Consider the following 15,873-nt stretch of genomic DNA (forward strand, 5'->3'; position numbering starts at 1 on the left):
TAGGGGTCATTTCCCCCTCAGGGCAAAATTCGGCAGCATCTCCAGCGGCTGGCTGAACTGATAGGGAATCGACACCAGCCCCATCCCGGTATTGCGCTGCACCACGAAGTGCAGGTGCGGCCCGGTGCTGTTGCCGGTGTTGCCCGACAGCGCCAGCGGGCTGCCCACTTCCACCCGCTGGCCTTCGCGCACGCTCACCGAGCCTTGCTTGAGGTGCAGGTACACGCCCATGGTGCCGTCGTCGTGCAGCACCCGCACGAAGTTGCCCGAAGGGTTCTTGCCGCCGCCGCTCTGGTCGTTCTCGGTCTTGATCACTACCCCGCCCCGCGCCGCGATGATCGGCGTGCCTACCGGCATGGCGATGTCCATCGCGTAACGGCTCTTGGTGCCGAAGTGGCTGTATTGCCCATTCGGTCCCTGGGTCAGGCGAAACGGCCCGCCACGCCAGGGAAAGGGGTAACGGTAGCCCTGAGCCTGCCCGGAAGGGTCGCCCAGGAAGTATTGGAACCTGGGGACGTAGCGCATCGGCTCGCCGGCCTGAATCGCCGTGAGCAGCGCCAGGCGCTGGTTGCTGCGGGCCGGCAGGACCTTGCGGATCGACTGCGGCGCACCGCTGACGTTCTTCAGGGCCCCGAAACCCAGCTCGATCTCCACTGGGGCATAGAGGTCGTTGCGCACGTAGACCTCATCACCGCCCTTCTGCTTGCGGATATCCAGGCGCACCTGATGCTCCAGGTGCTCGACCATCCGATCACGAAACACGAATACCTGGGCGCCCGGCGCCGGGCGGTCACTGTAGGAGACCACCCCATTGGCATCGGTGTACTTGTAGATGGTCATGGCCGCAGCCGAGGTGGCGGCCATCAACAGACCACAGGAAAGCAGCAGGCGCAGGAACATAAGCGAGAGTCGCCGAATAAAACATGGCGACCAGACTAGCAGGTGGCCAGGGCATTTGTGTGAATCACGCCAGCTGGATGGCCCCGGGGCCAAAGCACAGGTCGACGTTCAATTGAGCCGGCTCCGACAAGTTCACCAGCGCATCCAGGGAGAACTTGTCGATCTTGCCGTTCAGCAGGTCATTCAACCTCGGCTGGGTGATCCCCAGGCGCTTGGCTGCGTCCTTTTGCGACAGCTCCCAGGCGTTGACCCGGCTGATCAGCTCCATCATCAGCTTGGAGCGCAGGCGCATGTTGGCGGCCTCCCGAGGAGTGTCCTCAAGGGCATCCCAGACAGAGGCGAAACGTTCAGTCTTGATGGCGTTGGTCATAGCGTTGCTCCTATCTCCTTGTGCTTAGATATAGGCTTTTCCCGTCGACGGCAGGAAAAGCCTAATCAATGAACGGGATATCCGTGGTGCGAGGTTGTTTCAACGCTTGGCTGAAAGGCCATCCAACCCTGCCACTCAAAAACAGACCATATCGAAACAGATATAAAACAACCTGAACGGAAGGATTTGGACGAAAGGCTTTCCGAAGGTAGGAGCCGGTACGGAAGAACCTGCACGGCGGCCCTAGATTGCTCGATCACCTTGATCCACATTCAGGAGAAGGTCAGGAGAACCAATGGCACCGCCCGCCAGACGATCAACCAAACTCCAGACCCAAACATAATCCCCTAATAATGGAAACGAAGACGGCACCCCAAACACTATATGACCCGCAGCGATATCCGATGGCTTCACCGTACGACGAAACACGAATTCGCTGCCGAGGAGATTACCGACGAAAATCAGTATCGCCACATCTCCCGCAACCATCCCCTGGGTCTTGAGCCGCATCGGAATTCCATTTTCCTCCTCGATAAGCGTAAGATCGACCCCTATACGGCCGCCTACCCCATGTGAATAGAACGCCTCGGGCGCGGCCAAATCGCCAGCGACCCCAAGCTCAAGAAGGGGAGATGTCCGAGTACCCTCTGTTGATAGCACGGTGTAGATAACCTTGACGTTGCCGTACTTGATCGGCGTCAGATAACCCGGCTCGACGGCCACGACAAGGTCTTCAGCCGGCCCCGTCCCGACAACGAGGTGTTTGACGAAACAGGCATCCGCGGTGGAACCCCACCAATAGATAGAAACCAGGGAACCCGGGGTCATTGACGACGAAGTTCTGATTCGCAGGTTTACCCCTTGCGAAAGCACTGACAACGGGATGACGCCATCGACCGCTTCGTCCACCACCGGCTTGTATATCAACCCCTCCACTGACAGCACTGTGGTCGGCGATCTCATCTCTTCAGGTGGATAATCAAAATAGTAGTAATACAACCCAACCTGCTGTCCCTGGAAGTCCAGCGCCCGATCAGGCGGCACGGGCACTATTGTGTCCTGGTTTTCCAACGGGATCGATCCACCGACACCAAAGCTGCCATCACCATCCCATGACGCAAGGAACACGTGGTAACGCCCTCCCACACTCATCCCCTCGACAAAGGGAATACGAATGGTCAGTCCCTTCTCCAGATCCGCAAATGAGATCTTTCCATCCACGGCTTGATCGATCGTAGCGGCCCGCAACGGCTCCAGCTTCACGCGCAATTTATCGGCGACTCGGTCTCTTTCCTTCAAGCTGAGAAACTTGCTCATCACCTATCTCCTGTCTCGCAAGGCAACTGCAAAAGGCAGTTGGCTGCATCAAATCTAGGGAAAGTGCCTGAAGACGTAACCTGTCAGAAATGACAGTTGCGACGAGTGGCGCACGCGCGCGAAAGCCGGTACGGGGATGGAAGGCAGGGATTGTGCTGAAGGAGATACCCGGAGCAGGCCCGCTCCCCACAGATAGCGCCTGAGCTATGTGGGGACGAACCTTTGCTCGCGAGAGGAAGCCAGTCCGCGGAGCTTACGCGCCGGGAACGAAGTGCTTCAGGGCGGTGCCACGGGCGATCAGGCGGGAGATATAGTCCAGCTTCTGGGCGTCCTGGTCGACAAAGCGGAAGGTCAGTTGCAGCCATTCGCTGTCCGGCTTCGGCTCATGGGCGACGATCGCATGCAGATAGCCGTTCAAACGGGCGATCTCGGCGTTGTCGCCCTGCTCCAGGTCCAGCACGGCGTTTTCCAGCACCTGCGGGAGGATCTCGGTACGCCGTACCACCAGCAAGGCTTCCTTGATGCTCAGCGCCTTGATCACGCACTGCTGGGTGCCGCTGGACAGGCGCAACTGGCCCTGGCCACGACCGCCCGAGGCTGCGGCGGCGCCCGCTGGCGATGCCGCAGTGGCCGGACGCACCGGCGGGCTGTTGAGCAGGCCTTTGGACGGGGCCGCCGCAGGGGCTTGTGCAGCCGCCGGGCTGACCACTTCGGCACGACCGCCGGTCAGGGCACTCAGGGAGTCATTGGCAAAAGCCGAGTTGGCCTTGGTCGGCGCGCTGTTCATCAAGGTGTCGAGCTTGCCGACCTTGTGCAACGCCTGCTTGACCTTGGTCAGCAGCTGTTCGTTGGTAAACGGCTTGCTCACATAACCGGAAACACCGGCCTGGATCGCCTGAACCACGTTTTCCTTGTCGCCACGGCTGGTCACCATGACAAACGGCATCGTCTTGAGGTTGTCCTGCTGGCGGCACCAGGTCAGCAACTCCAAACCGGACATTTCCGGCATTTCCCAGTCGCACAACACCAGGTCGAACGCTTCGCGAGCCAGTACCGCCTGGGCCTTGCGCCCGTTGACAGCGTCTTCGATCCGGATGCCCGGGAAGTAGTTGCGCAGGCATTTCTTCACCAGATCGCGGATGAACGACGCGTCATCCACCACCAAAACACTGACTTTACTCATTGACCATTCCTCTGAAAATCCCGGCTAGCATACTGACTAATGGCTATTTGCCAACAGCGATTGGTCACACCGGGACTTTTCGTTCGCGGGTGCTCGTAAAAATTCGTACGCCACAAACAAAAACGCCCGACCTTAGGCCGGGCGTTTTTCTCAGGCAATCTTACTTATCGTCAGCTTCGCCGGGAACATTAGCAGTTTCGGACAAGGTGCCCTCAACTTCCTGGCGCATGCGCTTGAGGCCCATGTGCCGGACATCGGTGCCGCGCACCAGGTAGATCACCAGTTCGGAGATGTTCCGTGCATGATCGCCGATGCGCTCCAGGGAACGCAGTACCCAGATGATGCTCAGTACCCGGCTGATCGAGCGCGGATCTTCCATCATGTAGGTTGCCAGCTCGCGCAGGGCGGTCTTGTACTCGCGGTCGATGATCTTGTCGTATTGCGCCACCGACAACGCCAGCTCGGCGTCGAAGCGGGCAAAGGCGTCCAGCGAGTCACGGACCATGTTGCGCACCTGGTCGCCGATATGACGCACTTCGACATAACCACGCGGCGCCTCGCCCTCCTCGCACAGCTGGATGGCGCGACGGGCGATCTTGGTCGCTTCGTCACCGATGCGCTCCAGGTCGATTACCGACTTGGAGATGCTGATGATCAGGCGCAGGTCAGAGGCCGCCGGCTGGCGACGGGCGAGAATGCGCAGGCATTCCTCGTCGATATTGCGTTCCATCTGGTTGATCTGGTCGTCGATTTCGCGCACTTGCTGGGCCAGGCCCGAATCGGCTTCGATCAACGCGGTGACCGCGTCGTTGACCTGCTTCTCGACCAGACCGCCCATGGCCAGGAGGTGGCTGCGTACTTCTTCCAGTTCCGCGTTGAACTGCGCGGAAATGTGATGGGTAAGACCGTCTTTATCAATCATTGTGTCGCTCCGCGAAAGCTGCAAGCTTCAAGCTGTAAGCTTCAAGCCGAATTATGAATATGCTCAGGCTGCCCGTGCTTGCCGCTTGTCGCTGACGACTTGCAGCTTCCTCACCTAGCCATAACGACCGGTGATGTAGTCTTCTGTCTGTTTCTTCGCCGGGTTGGTGAACAGGGTGTCGGTGTCACCGAACTCCACCAGCTTGCCCATGTACATGAACGCGGTGTAGTCGGAAACCCGAGCGGCCTGCTGCATGTTGTGGGTGACGATCACAATAGTGAATTTAGATTTCAACTCGTAGATCAGCTCTTCGACCTTGAGGGTCGAGATCGGATCGAGTGCCGAGCACGGTTCGTCGAGCAACAACACTTCCGGTTCGACCGCGATGGTCCGGGCAATCACCAGACGCTGTTGCTGACCGCCGGACAGGCCCAGGGCCGAGTCGTGCAGACGATCCTTGACCTCTTCCCACAGCGCCGCGCCCTTGAGGGCCCATTCCACGGCTTCATCGAGAATACGCTTCTTGTTGATGCCTTGGATACGCAAGCCGTAGACCACGTTTTCGTAGATGGTCTTGGGGAACGGGTTGGGTTTCTGGAACACCATGCCGACCTTGCGGCGCAGCTCGGCGACGTCCTCGCCCTTGCGGTAGATGTTGTTGCCGTAGAGGTTGATCTCACCCTCTACGCGGCAACCGTCCACCAGGTCGTTCATGCGGTTGAAGGTGCGCAGCAGCGTCGACTTGCCGCAACCGGACGGGCCGATAAAGGCGGTCACGCGCTGCTTGGGGATATTCATGCTGACGTCGTACAACGCCTGCTTCTCGCCGTAGTACAGGCTCAGTTTCGGGACTTCGATGGCAACGGTTTCGCTCGCCAGGTCCAGGCTCTGCTTGCTACGGCCCAGGGCGGACATGTTGATGCCGTGGGTTTGGGGTTCATGCTGCATGGGGTAACTCCCTGCGCTAACAAATTCGGTTCAATGAGCCGTCGACACAACGCCTGGGTCGACGGTAACGCCGTTCTGTAGGAGCGTGGCTTGCCCGCGAAGGGGGCCTCAAGACCGCCAAAAGCTTCGCGGGCAAGCCACGCTCCCACAGGGACGGCAATCAGCTATCCAGCGCCTTGTACTTCTCGCGCAGGTGGTTGCGAATCCATACGGCCGACAGGTTCAAGGTGGCGATCACCAACACCAGCAACAACGCCGTAGCGTAGACCAACGGACGAGCGGCCTCGACGTTCGGGCTCTGGAAGCCGACGTCGTAGATGTGGAAGCCCAGGTGCATGATCTTCTGGTCCAGGTGCAGGTACGGGTAGTTGCCGTCCACCGGCAGCGACGGCGCCAGTTTCACCACCCCCACCAGCATCAGCGGGGCCACTTCGCCGGCGGCGCGGGCCACGGCGAGGATCATCCCGGTCATCATCGCCGGACTGGCCATCGGCAGGACGATCTTCCACAAGGTCTCGGCCTTGGTCGCCCCCAGGGCCAGCGAACCTTCGCGCACGGTGCGGGGAATCCGCGCCAGGCCTTCCTCGGTCGCCACGATCACCACCGGCACCGCCAGCAGCGCCAGGGTCAGGGAGGCCCAGAGCAGGCCCGGGGTACCGAAGGTCGGTGCCGGCAGGGCTTCGGGGAAGAACAGCCGGTCCAGCGAGCCGCCCAGCACGTAGACGAAGAAGCCCAGGCCGAACACGCCGTAGACGATCGCCGGGACACCGGCCAGGTTGTTCACCGCGATGCGGATGATCCGGGTCAGCGCGTTCTGCTTGGCGTATTCACGCAGGTAGACCGCCGCCAGCACGCCGAACGGGGTCACGATCATCGCCATGATCAGGGTCATCATCACGGTGCCGAAGATCGCCGGGAAGATCCCGCCTTCGGTGTTGGCTTCACGCGGGTCGTCGCTGAGGAACTCCCAGACCTTGCTGAAGTAGAAGCCCAGCTTGGTCAGCTTGCCCATGGCGTTCGGCTGATAGGCGTGGACCACTTTGCCGATGCTGATTTCCAGTTCCTTGCCGTTGGCATCGCGGGCCGTCAGGCTGTCGCGGTTGAACTGGGTGTGCAGATCGCTCAGGTGCGCTTCGATGTCCTGGTAACGGGCATTCAGTTCGGCACGTTCGGTGGCCATGTCGGCTTGCGCGGTGGCGTCGAGCCGGCCTTCCAGTTCCAGCTTGCGGCCGTGCAGACGAATCCGCTCGAGGCCGGCGTTGATCGCGCCGATATCACTCTTCTCGAGTGTCTTGATCTGCGCCGCCAACCCGTTCACGCGCTGGACACGGGCCTGCAACTCGGGCCAGGCGGCTTCGCCTTCGGCGATCACCTTGCCGTTCTCCTTGACGTTGACCAGGGTGCCGTAGAAATTGCCCCACTCACGACGCTCGATGGTCATCAGTTCGGCCGGGTAGGTCTGGTCCTGCAACCACTCGCCGACGATCCAGGTGAAGTCGTTGCCGTTCAGGTCGCGGTTACCGACCTTGATCAGCTCCCGGGTCATGAACTCGGGGCCTTCGTCGGGCACCGGCAAGCCGGCGGTCTTCAGACGCGCGCGCGGCACTTCTTCCTTCTGTACCACTTCGCCGACCACGAGCTGGTTGGCCTGGCCCGGCACGTTGTACTGGGCATGCACCAGGTCGGCCGGCCAGAAGTGGCCCAGGCCGCGCACAGCGATCACGGCCAGCAGGCCGATGGTCATGATGACCGCGATGGATACCGCACCACCGCTGATCCAGACGCCGGGGGCGCCGCTCTTGAACCAGCTGTTCAGGGAGTTCTGTTTCACAGACTTCTACCTTTCTTAAAGCGACGAGTATTTCTTGCGCAGACGCTGACGAATCAGTTCCGCGAGGGTGTTCATGATGAACGTGAACAGCAGCAGCACCAGCGCCGAGAGGAACAGCACGCGGTAGTGGCTACCGCCGACTTCCGACTCCGGCATCTCCACCGCGACGTTGGCCGCCAGGGTGCGCAGGCCCTCGAACAGGTTCATCTCCATGACCGGGGTGTTGCCGGTGGCCATCAGCACGATCATGGTCTCGCCGACGGCGCGGCCCATGCCGATCATCAGCGCCGAGAAGATCCCCGGGCTGGCGGTGAGGATCACCACCCGCGTCATGGTCTGCCACGGCGTGGCGCCCAGGGCCAGCGAGCCCAGGGTCAGGCCGCGCGGCACGCTGAACACGGCGTCTTCGGCAATGGAGTAGATGTTCGGGATGACCGCGAAGCCCATGGCCAGGCCGACCACCAGGGCGTTGCGCTGGTCGTAGGTGATGCCCAGGTCGTGGGAGATCCACATGCGCATGTCGCCGCCGAAGAACCAGTTCTCCAGGTGCGGGCTCATAAACAGCGAGAGCCAGCCGACGAACAGGATCACTGGGATCAGGATCGCGCTTTCCCAGCCGTCCGGCACCCGCAGGCGCAGCGAATCGGGCAGGCGGCTCCAGGCGAAGCCGGCCACCAGGATGCCGATCGGCAGGAGCATCAGCAGGCTGAAGATCCCCGGCAGATGCCCTTCTACATAAGGTGCCAGGAACAGGCCGGCGAAGAAGCCGAGGATCACCGTCGGCATCGCTTCCATCAATTCGATCACCGGCTTGACCTTGCGGCGCATGCCCGGGGCCATGAAGTAGGCGGTGTAGATGGCGGCGGCGACGGCCAGCGGCGCGGCCAGGAGCATGGCGTAGAACGCGGCCTTCAGGGTACCGAAGGTCAGCGGCGACAGGCTCAGCTTGGGTTCGAAGTCGGTGTTGGCGGCGGTCGATTGCCAGACGTACTTGGGTTCGTCGTAGTTCTCGTACCAGACCTTGCTCCACAGCGCGCTCCAGGAGACTTCCGGGTGCGGGTTATTGAGGACCAACGGCTGGATCTTGCCACCTTGCTCGACGATCACCCGGTTGGCCCGCGGCGACAGACCGAACAGGCCCTGGCCGTCGACCACCTGGTTGACCAGCAGGGTCCGGTGCGCGGTGCTGTGGAAAATGCCGAGCTTGCCGGAGGCGTCCATGGCGACAAAGCCCTTGCGACGCTCTTCGGCGGTGATTTCGACGATCGGCGCGGTGCCCATCTGGAAACCGCGGATATTTTTCAGGCGCAGTTCACCATCCGGATCGCGGGCCATGAACCACTGGGCCAGGCCGCCGGTGGAGTCACCAATGATCAGCGAGATACCGCCCACCAGTTGGGTACTGGCGGTCACTTCGGCATTGGCGCTTTCCAGCAGTTTGTAACGACCGTTCAGGCTCTTGTCGCGCAGGCTGAAGACATCGGCCTGGGCGCGCCCGTTGATCACATACAGCCACTGCTGGCGCGGATCGATATAGATCGCCTTCACCGGCTCGGTCATCTGCGGCAGCTCGATGCTCTTCTGCTCGCTGGTGACCTCGCCGGTCATCATGTTTTCTTCTTTGGTCAGCGCCAGCACGTGCAGTTGCGCGCCGGTGGAGCCGGCCACGACCAACGTGGTGTCGGCGGCGTTCAGGTTCACATGCTCAAGGGCACGGCCCTGGTCATCAAGAATGATCGGTGCCTCGCCGTAGGGGTACTCGACCGCGGGGGAAATGGTTTTCTTGCCGTCCGGATACGTCACTTTATAGGTGTGACGGAACACCAGCGCCTGGCCATTGGACAGGCCGACAATCACCAGCGGGATACCCGGCTGGTCCTTACTGATAGAGGTGACCGTGGTGCCGGCCGGAATCGGCAGGTCGACCCGCGACAGTTCGCTGGCGTCCTGGACATTGAAGAACAGCACCTGGCCTTTGTCGGAAACCCGCATGCCGACCTGGTTCTGCTCTTCCAGGGAGATCATCAGGGGTTTGCCGGCGTCCTGAATCCAGGCGGGGGTAATGCTTTTCTCGGCGGTCAGCGAGGCGCCCTGGAACAGGGGCAGGACCACATAACCGAGAAAGAAGAAGATCAGGGTGATCGCCCCGAGGACGGCGAGGCCGCCAATGAACACATACCAACGGGTCAGGCGATCCTTCAGCGCGCGGATTCGGCGCTTGCGTTGCAGCTCAGGCGTATTGAAATCAATGCGCTTGGGGGGTGAAGTCGTAGTCATGGTGGAATTGGCCAGATCGTTCATGCGCACACCCTAGCGGTCCTGTATGACAGAAAGATGACAATGCGGTGACGCACTGAAGCCGCCGCCCAGCAAGGCTGGCAGCGGTTTCGGAATGAAGGGCGCGGTCGATCGGGATCGGACCGCGCCTTGGTGTTGCTGCCGGGACTGGCGTCCCGGCCGAAGGCTTACTGCTTGCCTTCGCTCAGGCCCAGGTCAGCCAGTGCCTTGGCGGCAACTTTGGCGGGCAGTGGGATGTAGCCGTCTTTCACAACCACTTCCTGACCCTGCTTGGACAGAACCAGTTTCACGAACTCGGCTTCTAGCGGAGCCAGAGGCTTGCCCGGTGCCTTGTTGACGTAGACGTAGAGGAAACGCGACAGCGGGTATTTGCCGTTCAGGGCGTTTTCTTCGCTGTCTTCGATGAACTCGGTGCTGCCTTTCTTCGACAGGGCAACGGTTTTCACGCTGGCGGTCTTGTAGCCGATACCCGAGTAGCCGATACCGTTCAGCGAGGAGCTGATGGACTGCACAACGGAAGCCGAACCCGGTTGTTCGTTCACGTTAGGCTTGTAGTCGCCTTTGCACAGGGCTTCTTCCTTGAAGTAGCCGTAGGTGCCGGATACCGAGTTACGGCCGAACAGTTGCACTGGCTTGTTGGCCAGATCGCCGGTCACGCCCAGGTCACCCCAGGTTTTGACTTCAGCTTTGGCGCCACACAGACGAGTCGAGGAGAAGATCGCGTCGACTTGTTCCATGGTCAGGTGCTTGATCGGGTTGTCCTTGTGCACGAACACGGCCAGGGCATCCACGGCGACCGGGATAGCGGTCGGCTTGTAGCCGTACTTCTGCTCGAAGGCCGCCAGTTCGGTGTCCTTCATCTTGCGGCTCATCGGGCCCAGGTTCGAAGTGCCTTCAGTCAGGGCGGGCGGCGCGGTAGCGGAACCGGCGGCCTGAATCTGAATGTTCACGTTCGGGTATTCTTTCTTGTAGCCCTCGGCCCACAGGGTCATGAGGTTGGCCAGGGTGTCGGAACCAACACTGGACAGGTTACCCGATACGCCCGTGACTTTTGTATAAGACGGAATGGCCGGGTCCACACCAGCGGCGACCGCGTGGGCAGTTGCAACGCCAGCAGCGACAAAAGTCATTGCCGCCATCAAACGCTTCAGTTTCATGCCTTGCTCCTAGCAGAGAGGGTTTATCAGATCGGGGCCAAGTATCAGTAGGCCGGATGAACACTCTATGACTGGTATATGACAGTTAGATGAATGGCCATCATGCGCAAAACGCTGGTTTTTTGAACGCAAAAGCGGGCAAACGCCCGCCTTTACTGGACTACGCCGCCGTCGCGCGGCACTGAATCATGTCAAGACTGAAACAATTTGAAACCCTCTTCCTCTATATGGAGGCGACGCACCTCCAGTGCCGCCTCAATGCCAGCAAATACATCTTGAAATGCTCGATAGGTTGACAAAACAGGAATAAAATACAAACTTGTCAACCCAAGGGGATTTTATGATCAGCGACCGAATCCGCCGTGCCCGCTTGCTACGCGGCATGTCTCTGGAGGCTTTGGCCCTCCAGCTGGGTGACATCACCAAACAAGCGCTCAGCAAATACGAGAAAGGCTTGAATACGCCGAACTCCACGCGCCTGCTGCAAATAGCGGCGGTCCTGGAGGTGAGCCCGGAGTATTTCTTCCGCGTGGATGCCATTCCGTTGGCGCCCCTGGAATTTCGCAAGCTGGCGAAGATGCCTAAATATCGCCAGGTCCAGATAGAAGAGCAGATGCGTGAATACCTTGAGCGCTACATCGCGCTGGAGGAATGCTTCGACCCGCGAGAGATTCTGACGGCCACGACGCCCGCCGGGATGATTGATGTCAGCTCACTGGAAGAGGCGGAGCACGCCGCCCAGGCGCTCCGTGAGTTCTGGGGACTGGGCGGCGATCCGATCTTCCACCTGACCGAACAACTGGAAGAGCACGGCATCAAGGTGGCCATGCTGTCGGGGTCGGATGACTTCGATGGAGCCTGTGCCGCCACCGATGACGGCCACCATGTGCTGATTGCGCTGAATACCGAACGACCCGGCGAGCGTATTCGCTTCACCGCCGCCCACGAGCTTGGGCACTGGGTCATGCGGCTACCCGCCAACATGCCCGAGGCGGACAAGGAACAGTGCTGCCATCGTTTTGCGGGCGCCTTTCTGTATCCGGCCAAATGCGTCACCGGCGACTTTGGCAGCCACCCTCGCTCCAGGGTCCATCCTCGCGAACTGTTGATCGCCAAGCGTCACTATGGGCTGTCGATGCAGGCAGCGCTGCGCCGGCTGAAAGACCTGAATCTGCTTAGCGAAAGCGGCTACAAGACCCTCACCATTCAATTCAGCGCCAATGGCTGGCGCAAGTCTGAACCCGAACCTATGCCCTGCAAGCCCCCGCAGCGTTTCGAGTCGTTGGTCTTTCGTGGGTTGGCGGAGGGTCTGATCAGCAAATCCCGCGCGGGTGAACTGCTGCGCCAACCAGTGAGCTCCCTGGATCCCAACTTCCTGGGCCCGCTGGAGAGTCCATGAGCCTCATCTATATCAGCGATACGAACATCTGGATCGACTTCAGAAACGCCGGATTGCTGGAGCAACTGTTCAAGCTGCCCTTCACTTTTTGCTGTACCGACTTCGTACTTGAAGAGCTCAAGGACTTCTCACGCGAGCAACTGCTTGGCCATGGGCTGTTGATCGAGTCATTCGATGGTAACGGCGTGATGCGCCTCTTCACGCTCAAGGTTGAACACAACAACAGCTCCCTGGCTGATGTCTCCTGCTACCTGCTCGCCCAGGAAACCGGGCGCCCGCTGCTCACCGGCGATGGCCGGCTCAGACGCCAGGCCCAACGCGACGGACTACAGGTGCGTGGCGCGCTCTGGCTGCTGGATCTGATGGTGGAACACCTCGTGGTGACACCTCAAGAAGCAGCCAACGCACTGGAAACCATGACCGAGAGCGGAGCGCGACTGCCGGAGAGAGAATGCCACTCCCGGATCAGTCGCTGGCGACAAGACTGACGCGCGCTTTTAACCGCCGCTTAACGCCCCTTCGACCACAGATACCCGCCCACCAGCACACCGACTCCGCAAATGATCGCCACATAATAGGCGGGGCCCATCGGGCTTTCCTTGAGCAGCAGGGTGACGATCATCGGGGTCAGGCCGCCGAAGATCGCGTAGGCCAGGTTGTAGGAGAACGACAGGCCACTGAAGCGCACCACCGCCGGGAACGCCTTGACCATCACGTAAGGCGTCGCACCGATGGTGCCGACGAACAGACCGCTCAGGGCATACAGCGGGAACAGCCACTCGGGATGAGTCGGCACGGTGCTATAGAAGGTCCAGAACGTCACCATCAACCCCAGGCTGCCGAATACGAAGACCCGCCCGGCACCGAAACGGTCGGCCAGCGCACCGGAAAGGATGCAACCCAGGGTCAGGCAGATCGTCGCCAGGCTGTTGGCTTCCAGCGAAATGGTCGGGGAAAAGTGAAAAGCCGTTTGCAGCACGGTCGGGGTCATCAGGATCACCACCACCACACCGGCGGACAGCACCCAGGTCAGCAGCATCGAAACCAGGATCGCGCCGCGATGATCACGCAGTACCGCGCCCAACGGGATGCCGTCGGACAGCGCCTTGCGCTTCTGCAGCTCGGCAAACACCGGGGTCTCGTGCAACCAGCGGCGCAGGTACACCGAGAACAGGCCGAACACACCGCCCAGCAGGAACGGGATCCGCCAGGCGTAATCCGCCACTTCCAGCGGGGTATAAAGGCTGTTGATCAGGGTCGCCACCAACGAACCGAGCAGGATCCCGGCGGTCAGGCCCGAAGTCAGGGTGCCGCAGGCAAAGCCGATCTTGCGCTCCGGCACGTGTTCGGCGACGAACACCCAGGCCCCCGGTACTTCACCGCCAATGGCCGCACCCTGGATCACCCGCATCAGCAACAGCAGGATCGGCGCCCAGATGCCGATCTGCGCATAGGTCGGCAGCAAACCCATGATCAGGGTCGGCACCGCCATCAGGAAAATACTCAGGGTGAACATCTTCTTGCGCCCCAGCAGGTCGCCGAAGTGCGCCATCACGATGCCGCCCAGTGGCCGGGCCAGGTAGCCGGCGGCGAAAATCCCGAAGGTCTGCATCAGGCGCAGCCACTCGGGCATGTCCGCCGGGAAAAACAACTTGCCGACCACTGCGGCAAAAAACACGAAAATGATAAAGTCGTAGAACTCCAGCGCACCGCCCAGGGCAGACAGCGATAAAGTCTTGTAGTCGTTACGGGTCAGCGGGCGCGCGGGTTGCGCAATCGGGGTGGACGCGGTGGTCATGGGCTTCTCTTATTGGGCACGTCTATGAGCCACGCAAGGCTCGACTCAGGCTGGGAGCAGGTCTGGCACGATAGCAAATTGTTCGTAAAAGCACATGGATCGGCGCATTCGTCGGCAAAAATGAGAACCGGGAGGTCGTCTCGCGGTCTACCGACCGATATACTCGTGCCCTGCGCCGGGTAAAACCCGCAGGCTAGAGGGGTATTGTGCGAAAACGCCGTTGGGCCGAACCAGCCGCTTTCGCAGAGTTTCCCTTAGTGCGGCTTACGAGAAACGTAACGAACGTAGTATGTTCGGGCTGAATCGTTTTTCTTGAAGACGGCTATTCACCTGCAGTACCAACGTAGCGTTACGGGTCAGAGGCACCCCGGCATGATCGAACTCGAACAAGAAGATCCAATCCCGCAAGGCGATCTCGCCCTGCAAATCACCGCGCTCCCGCGTGAAGCCAACGGTTTCGGCGACATTTATGGCGGCTGGCTGGTCAGCCAGATGGACCTGGCCGGCACCGCCATGGCCAGTAAAGTGGCCGGCGGCCGGGTGGCCACGGTGTCCATCGACCGCATGGCGTTCCTGGTCCCGGTCGCCGTCGGCGCGCAATTGTCCTTTTATACCCATACCGAAGAAATCGGCCGCAGCTCGATGCGGATGATGGTCGAGGTGTGGAGCGACGATCCGCTGACCAGCGAATGGCGCAAGGTCACCGAAGCGGCGTTTGTGTTCGTGGCCATCGACGGCAGCGGGCGCACCCGCTCCGTGCCACGGCGTTAATCCGGCCGCCCGCGGCCCGTTACAACTCCCTGTCTTGCGAGAACACCATGACCACGCCCCATGTTGAAGCAGTAAAACTGGATGAGCTGAACGGCTGGCGGATCAGCCACGGCCAGGCCGAATTGCTGGTGGCGCAACAAGGCGCGCAGATCCTCAGTTACCAGTTGGCCGGGCAACCGCCGCTGATCTGGCTCAACAACGAGGCCGTGTTCAAGCAAGGCCAGGGCATTCGCGCTGGGGTGCCGGTGTGCTGGCCGTGGTTCGGCAATTTTTCGCGTAATCCGGACAGCGTGCAGGCCATGCGCCAGAGCAGCGAGGCCGCCACGGCCCACGGTTTTGTGCGGACGATGAACTGGACGCTGGAGGGCATAGAAGCGGAAGGCGAGGCGGTGAACGTGACGTTCAGCCTGCCGCTGCCCGAAGGCGGCCTGCCGGGTTGGCCGCACAAGGTTGGCCTGACCCTGCGTATTCGCCTGGGCGAGACCTTGCAGGTCGAGCTGACCAGCGAGAACCAGGACGATCATCCGGTCAGCATCAGCCAGGCGCTGCACACCTATTTCGCCGTCAGCGATGTCCGTAATGTGCAGGTTGAAGGGGTTGATGGCCTGAGCTATATCGACACGCTGAAGGACTGGCAGTCGACGACGCAGATGGGCAGCTTGCACTTTAGCGGCGAGACCGACCGTATCTACCAGGATGCGCCAGCACAGTTGAGTATTGTCGACTCGGACTGGCAGCGGCGTATTCAGCTGACCAGCAGCGGCTCGCGCACGGCGGTGATCTGGAATCCGTGGATCGGCCGGGCCAGTCAGCTTACCGATATGGCCGATGATGGTTGGCAGAAGATGCTCTGCATCGAGACGGCGAACGTGATGGATGATGTGGTGACGCTGGCGCCGGGGGCTAGTCATACGCTGGGTGTGACCATCGGTAGTCAGCGCCTGGCTTGAGACCGCGTCGCTCCCTTCGCGGGCAAGCC

General features: G+C 60.8%; 14 protein-coding genes. 4 read left to right on the plus strand and 10 right to left on the minus strand.

Annotation, left to right across the window (positions count from 1 at the left end; translation table 11 throughout):
* Positions 1–6: 6 nt before the first annotated feature.
* The 9 genes from M5C01_RS09420 to M5C01_RS09460 all read right to left on the minus strand — a co-directional run bounded on the left by M5C01_RS09420 (position 7) and on the right by M5C01_RS09460 (position 10,926).
* Positions 7–900 carry a peptidoglycan DD-metalloendopeptidase family protein gene (locus M5C01_RS09420; protein WP_103499402.1) on the minus strand — a complete coding sequence of 298 codons (894 nt, stop codon included), beginning with the start codon at positions 898–900 and terminating at the stop codon, positions 7–9.
* Positions 901–964: 64 nt separating this feature from the next.
* A complete protein-coding gene (locus M5C01_RS09425; RefSeq protein WP_152736635.1) occupies positions 965–1,270 on the minus strand; it encodes an XRE family transcriptional regulator in 306 nt (101 codons plus the stop codon).
* Between the two features lie 243 nt (positions 1,271–1,513).
* Positions 1,514–2,587, minus strand: a complete 1,074-nt coding sequence (locus tag M5C01_RS09430; protein ID WP_152736634.1) for a hypothetical protein — start codon at positions 2,585–2,587, stop codon at positions 1,514–1,516.
* A 253-nt stretch (positions 2,588–2,840) separates the two neighbouring features.
* Positions 2,841–3,770: a response regulator gene (locus tag M5C01_RS09435; protein WP_103499405.1), complete on the minus strand. Its 930-nt coding sequence runs from the start codon at positions 3,768–3,770 to the stop codon at positions 2,841–2,843.
* A 160-nt stretch (positions 3,771–3,930) separates the two neighbouring features.
* Positions 3,931–4,692 (minus strand): phosphate signaling complex protein PhoU, encoded by a 762-nt coding sequence (phoU, locus tag M5C01_RS09440; RefSeq protein WP_100939820.1) that lies wholly within the window; start codon positions 4,690–4,692, stop codon positions 3,931–3,933.
* 114 nt (positions 4,693–4,806) lie between these two features.
* Positions 4,807–5,640, minus strand: a complete 834-nt coding sequence (gene pstB, locus M5C01_RS09445; RefSeq protein WP_103499406.1) for a phosphate ABC transporter ATP-binding protein PstB — start codon at positions 5,638–5,640, stop codon at positions 4,807–4,809.
* A 160-nt stretch (positions 5,641–5,800) separates the two neighbouring features.
* Complete coding sequence (gene pstA, locus M5C01_RS09450) at positions 5,801–7,471, minus strand: phosphate ABC transporter permease PstA (RefSeq protein ID WP_103499407.1); 1,671 nt, start codon at positions 7,469–7,471, stop codon at positions 5,801–5,803.
* Positions 7,472–7,486: 15 nt separating this feature from the next.
* Positions 7,487–9,520: an ABC transporter permease subunit gene (locus tag M5C01_RS09455; RefSeq protein ID WP_178129710.1), complete on the minus strand. Its 2,034-nt coding sequence runs from the start codon at positions 9,518–9,520 to the stop codon at positions 7,487–7,489.
* Between the two features lie 416 nt (positions 9,521–9,936).
* Positions 9,937–10,926, minus strand: coding sequence for a phosphate ABC transporter substrate-binding protein PstS (locus M5C01_RS09460; RefSeq protein WP_152736633.1), 990 nt, complete (start codon positions 10,924–10,926; stop codon positions 9,937–9,939).
* A 340-nt stretch (positions 10,927–11,266) separates the two neighbouring features.
* Between M5C01_RS09460 and M5C01_RS09465 the strand changes: the two genes are divergently transcribed.
* Both M5C01_RS09465 and M5C01_RS09470 read left to right on the plus strand, forming a co-directional pair.
* On the plus strand, positions 11,267–12,325 hold the full coding sequence (locus tag M5C01_RS09465; protein WP_152736632.1) for an XRE family transcriptional regulator: 1,059 nt from the start codon (positions 11,267–11,269) through the stop codon (positions 12,323–12,325).
* On the plus strand, positions 12,322–12,813 hold the full coding sequence (locus tag M5C01_RS09470) for a type II toxin-antitoxin system VapC family toxin (RefSeq protein ID WP_152736631.1): 492 nt from the start codon (positions 12,322–12,324) through the stop codon (positions 12,811–12,813). Before M5C01_RS09465 ends, M5C01_RS09470 begins: the two co-directional genes overlap by 4 nt.
* A gap of 20 nt (positions 12,814–12,833) precedes the next feature.
* On the opposite strand, the gene M5C01_RS09475 is transcribed toward M5C01_RS09470, so the two are convergent.
* Entirely contained in the window at positions 12,834–14,123 is a 1,290-nt protein-coding gene (locus tag M5C01_RS09475; protein WP_152736630.1) for an MFS transporter, read from the minus strand.
* A gap of 372 nt (positions 14,124–14,495) precedes the next feature.
* Here M5C01_RS09475 and M5C01_RS09480 point away from each other — a divergent pair, with 372 nt between their 5' ends.
* Both M5C01_RS09480 and M5C01_RS09485 read left to right on the plus strand, forming a co-directional pair.
* Positions 14,496–14,894 carry an acyl-CoA thioesterase gene (locus M5C01_RS09480; protein WP_040071787.1) on the plus strand — a complete coding sequence of 133 codons (399 nt, stop codon included), beginning with the start codon at positions 14,496–14,498 and terminating at the stop codon, positions 14,892–14,894.
* A 47-nt stretch (positions 14,895–14,941) separates the two neighbouring features.
* On the plus strand, positions 14,942–15,844 hold the full coding sequence (locus M5C01_RS09485) for a D-hexose-6-phosphate mutarotase (protein ID WP_152736629.1): 903 nt from the start codon (positions 14,942–14,944) through the stop codon (positions 15,842–15,844).
* Positions 15,845–15,873: the final 29 nt, after the last annotated feature.

The sequence above is a fragment of the Pseudomonas sp. MWU12-2319 genome (assembly GCF_023242525.1).
Classification (GTDB): Bacteria; Pseudomonadota; Gammaproteobacteria; order Pseudomonadales; family Pseudomonadaceae; genus Aquipseudomonas; species Aquipseudomonas gingeri_D.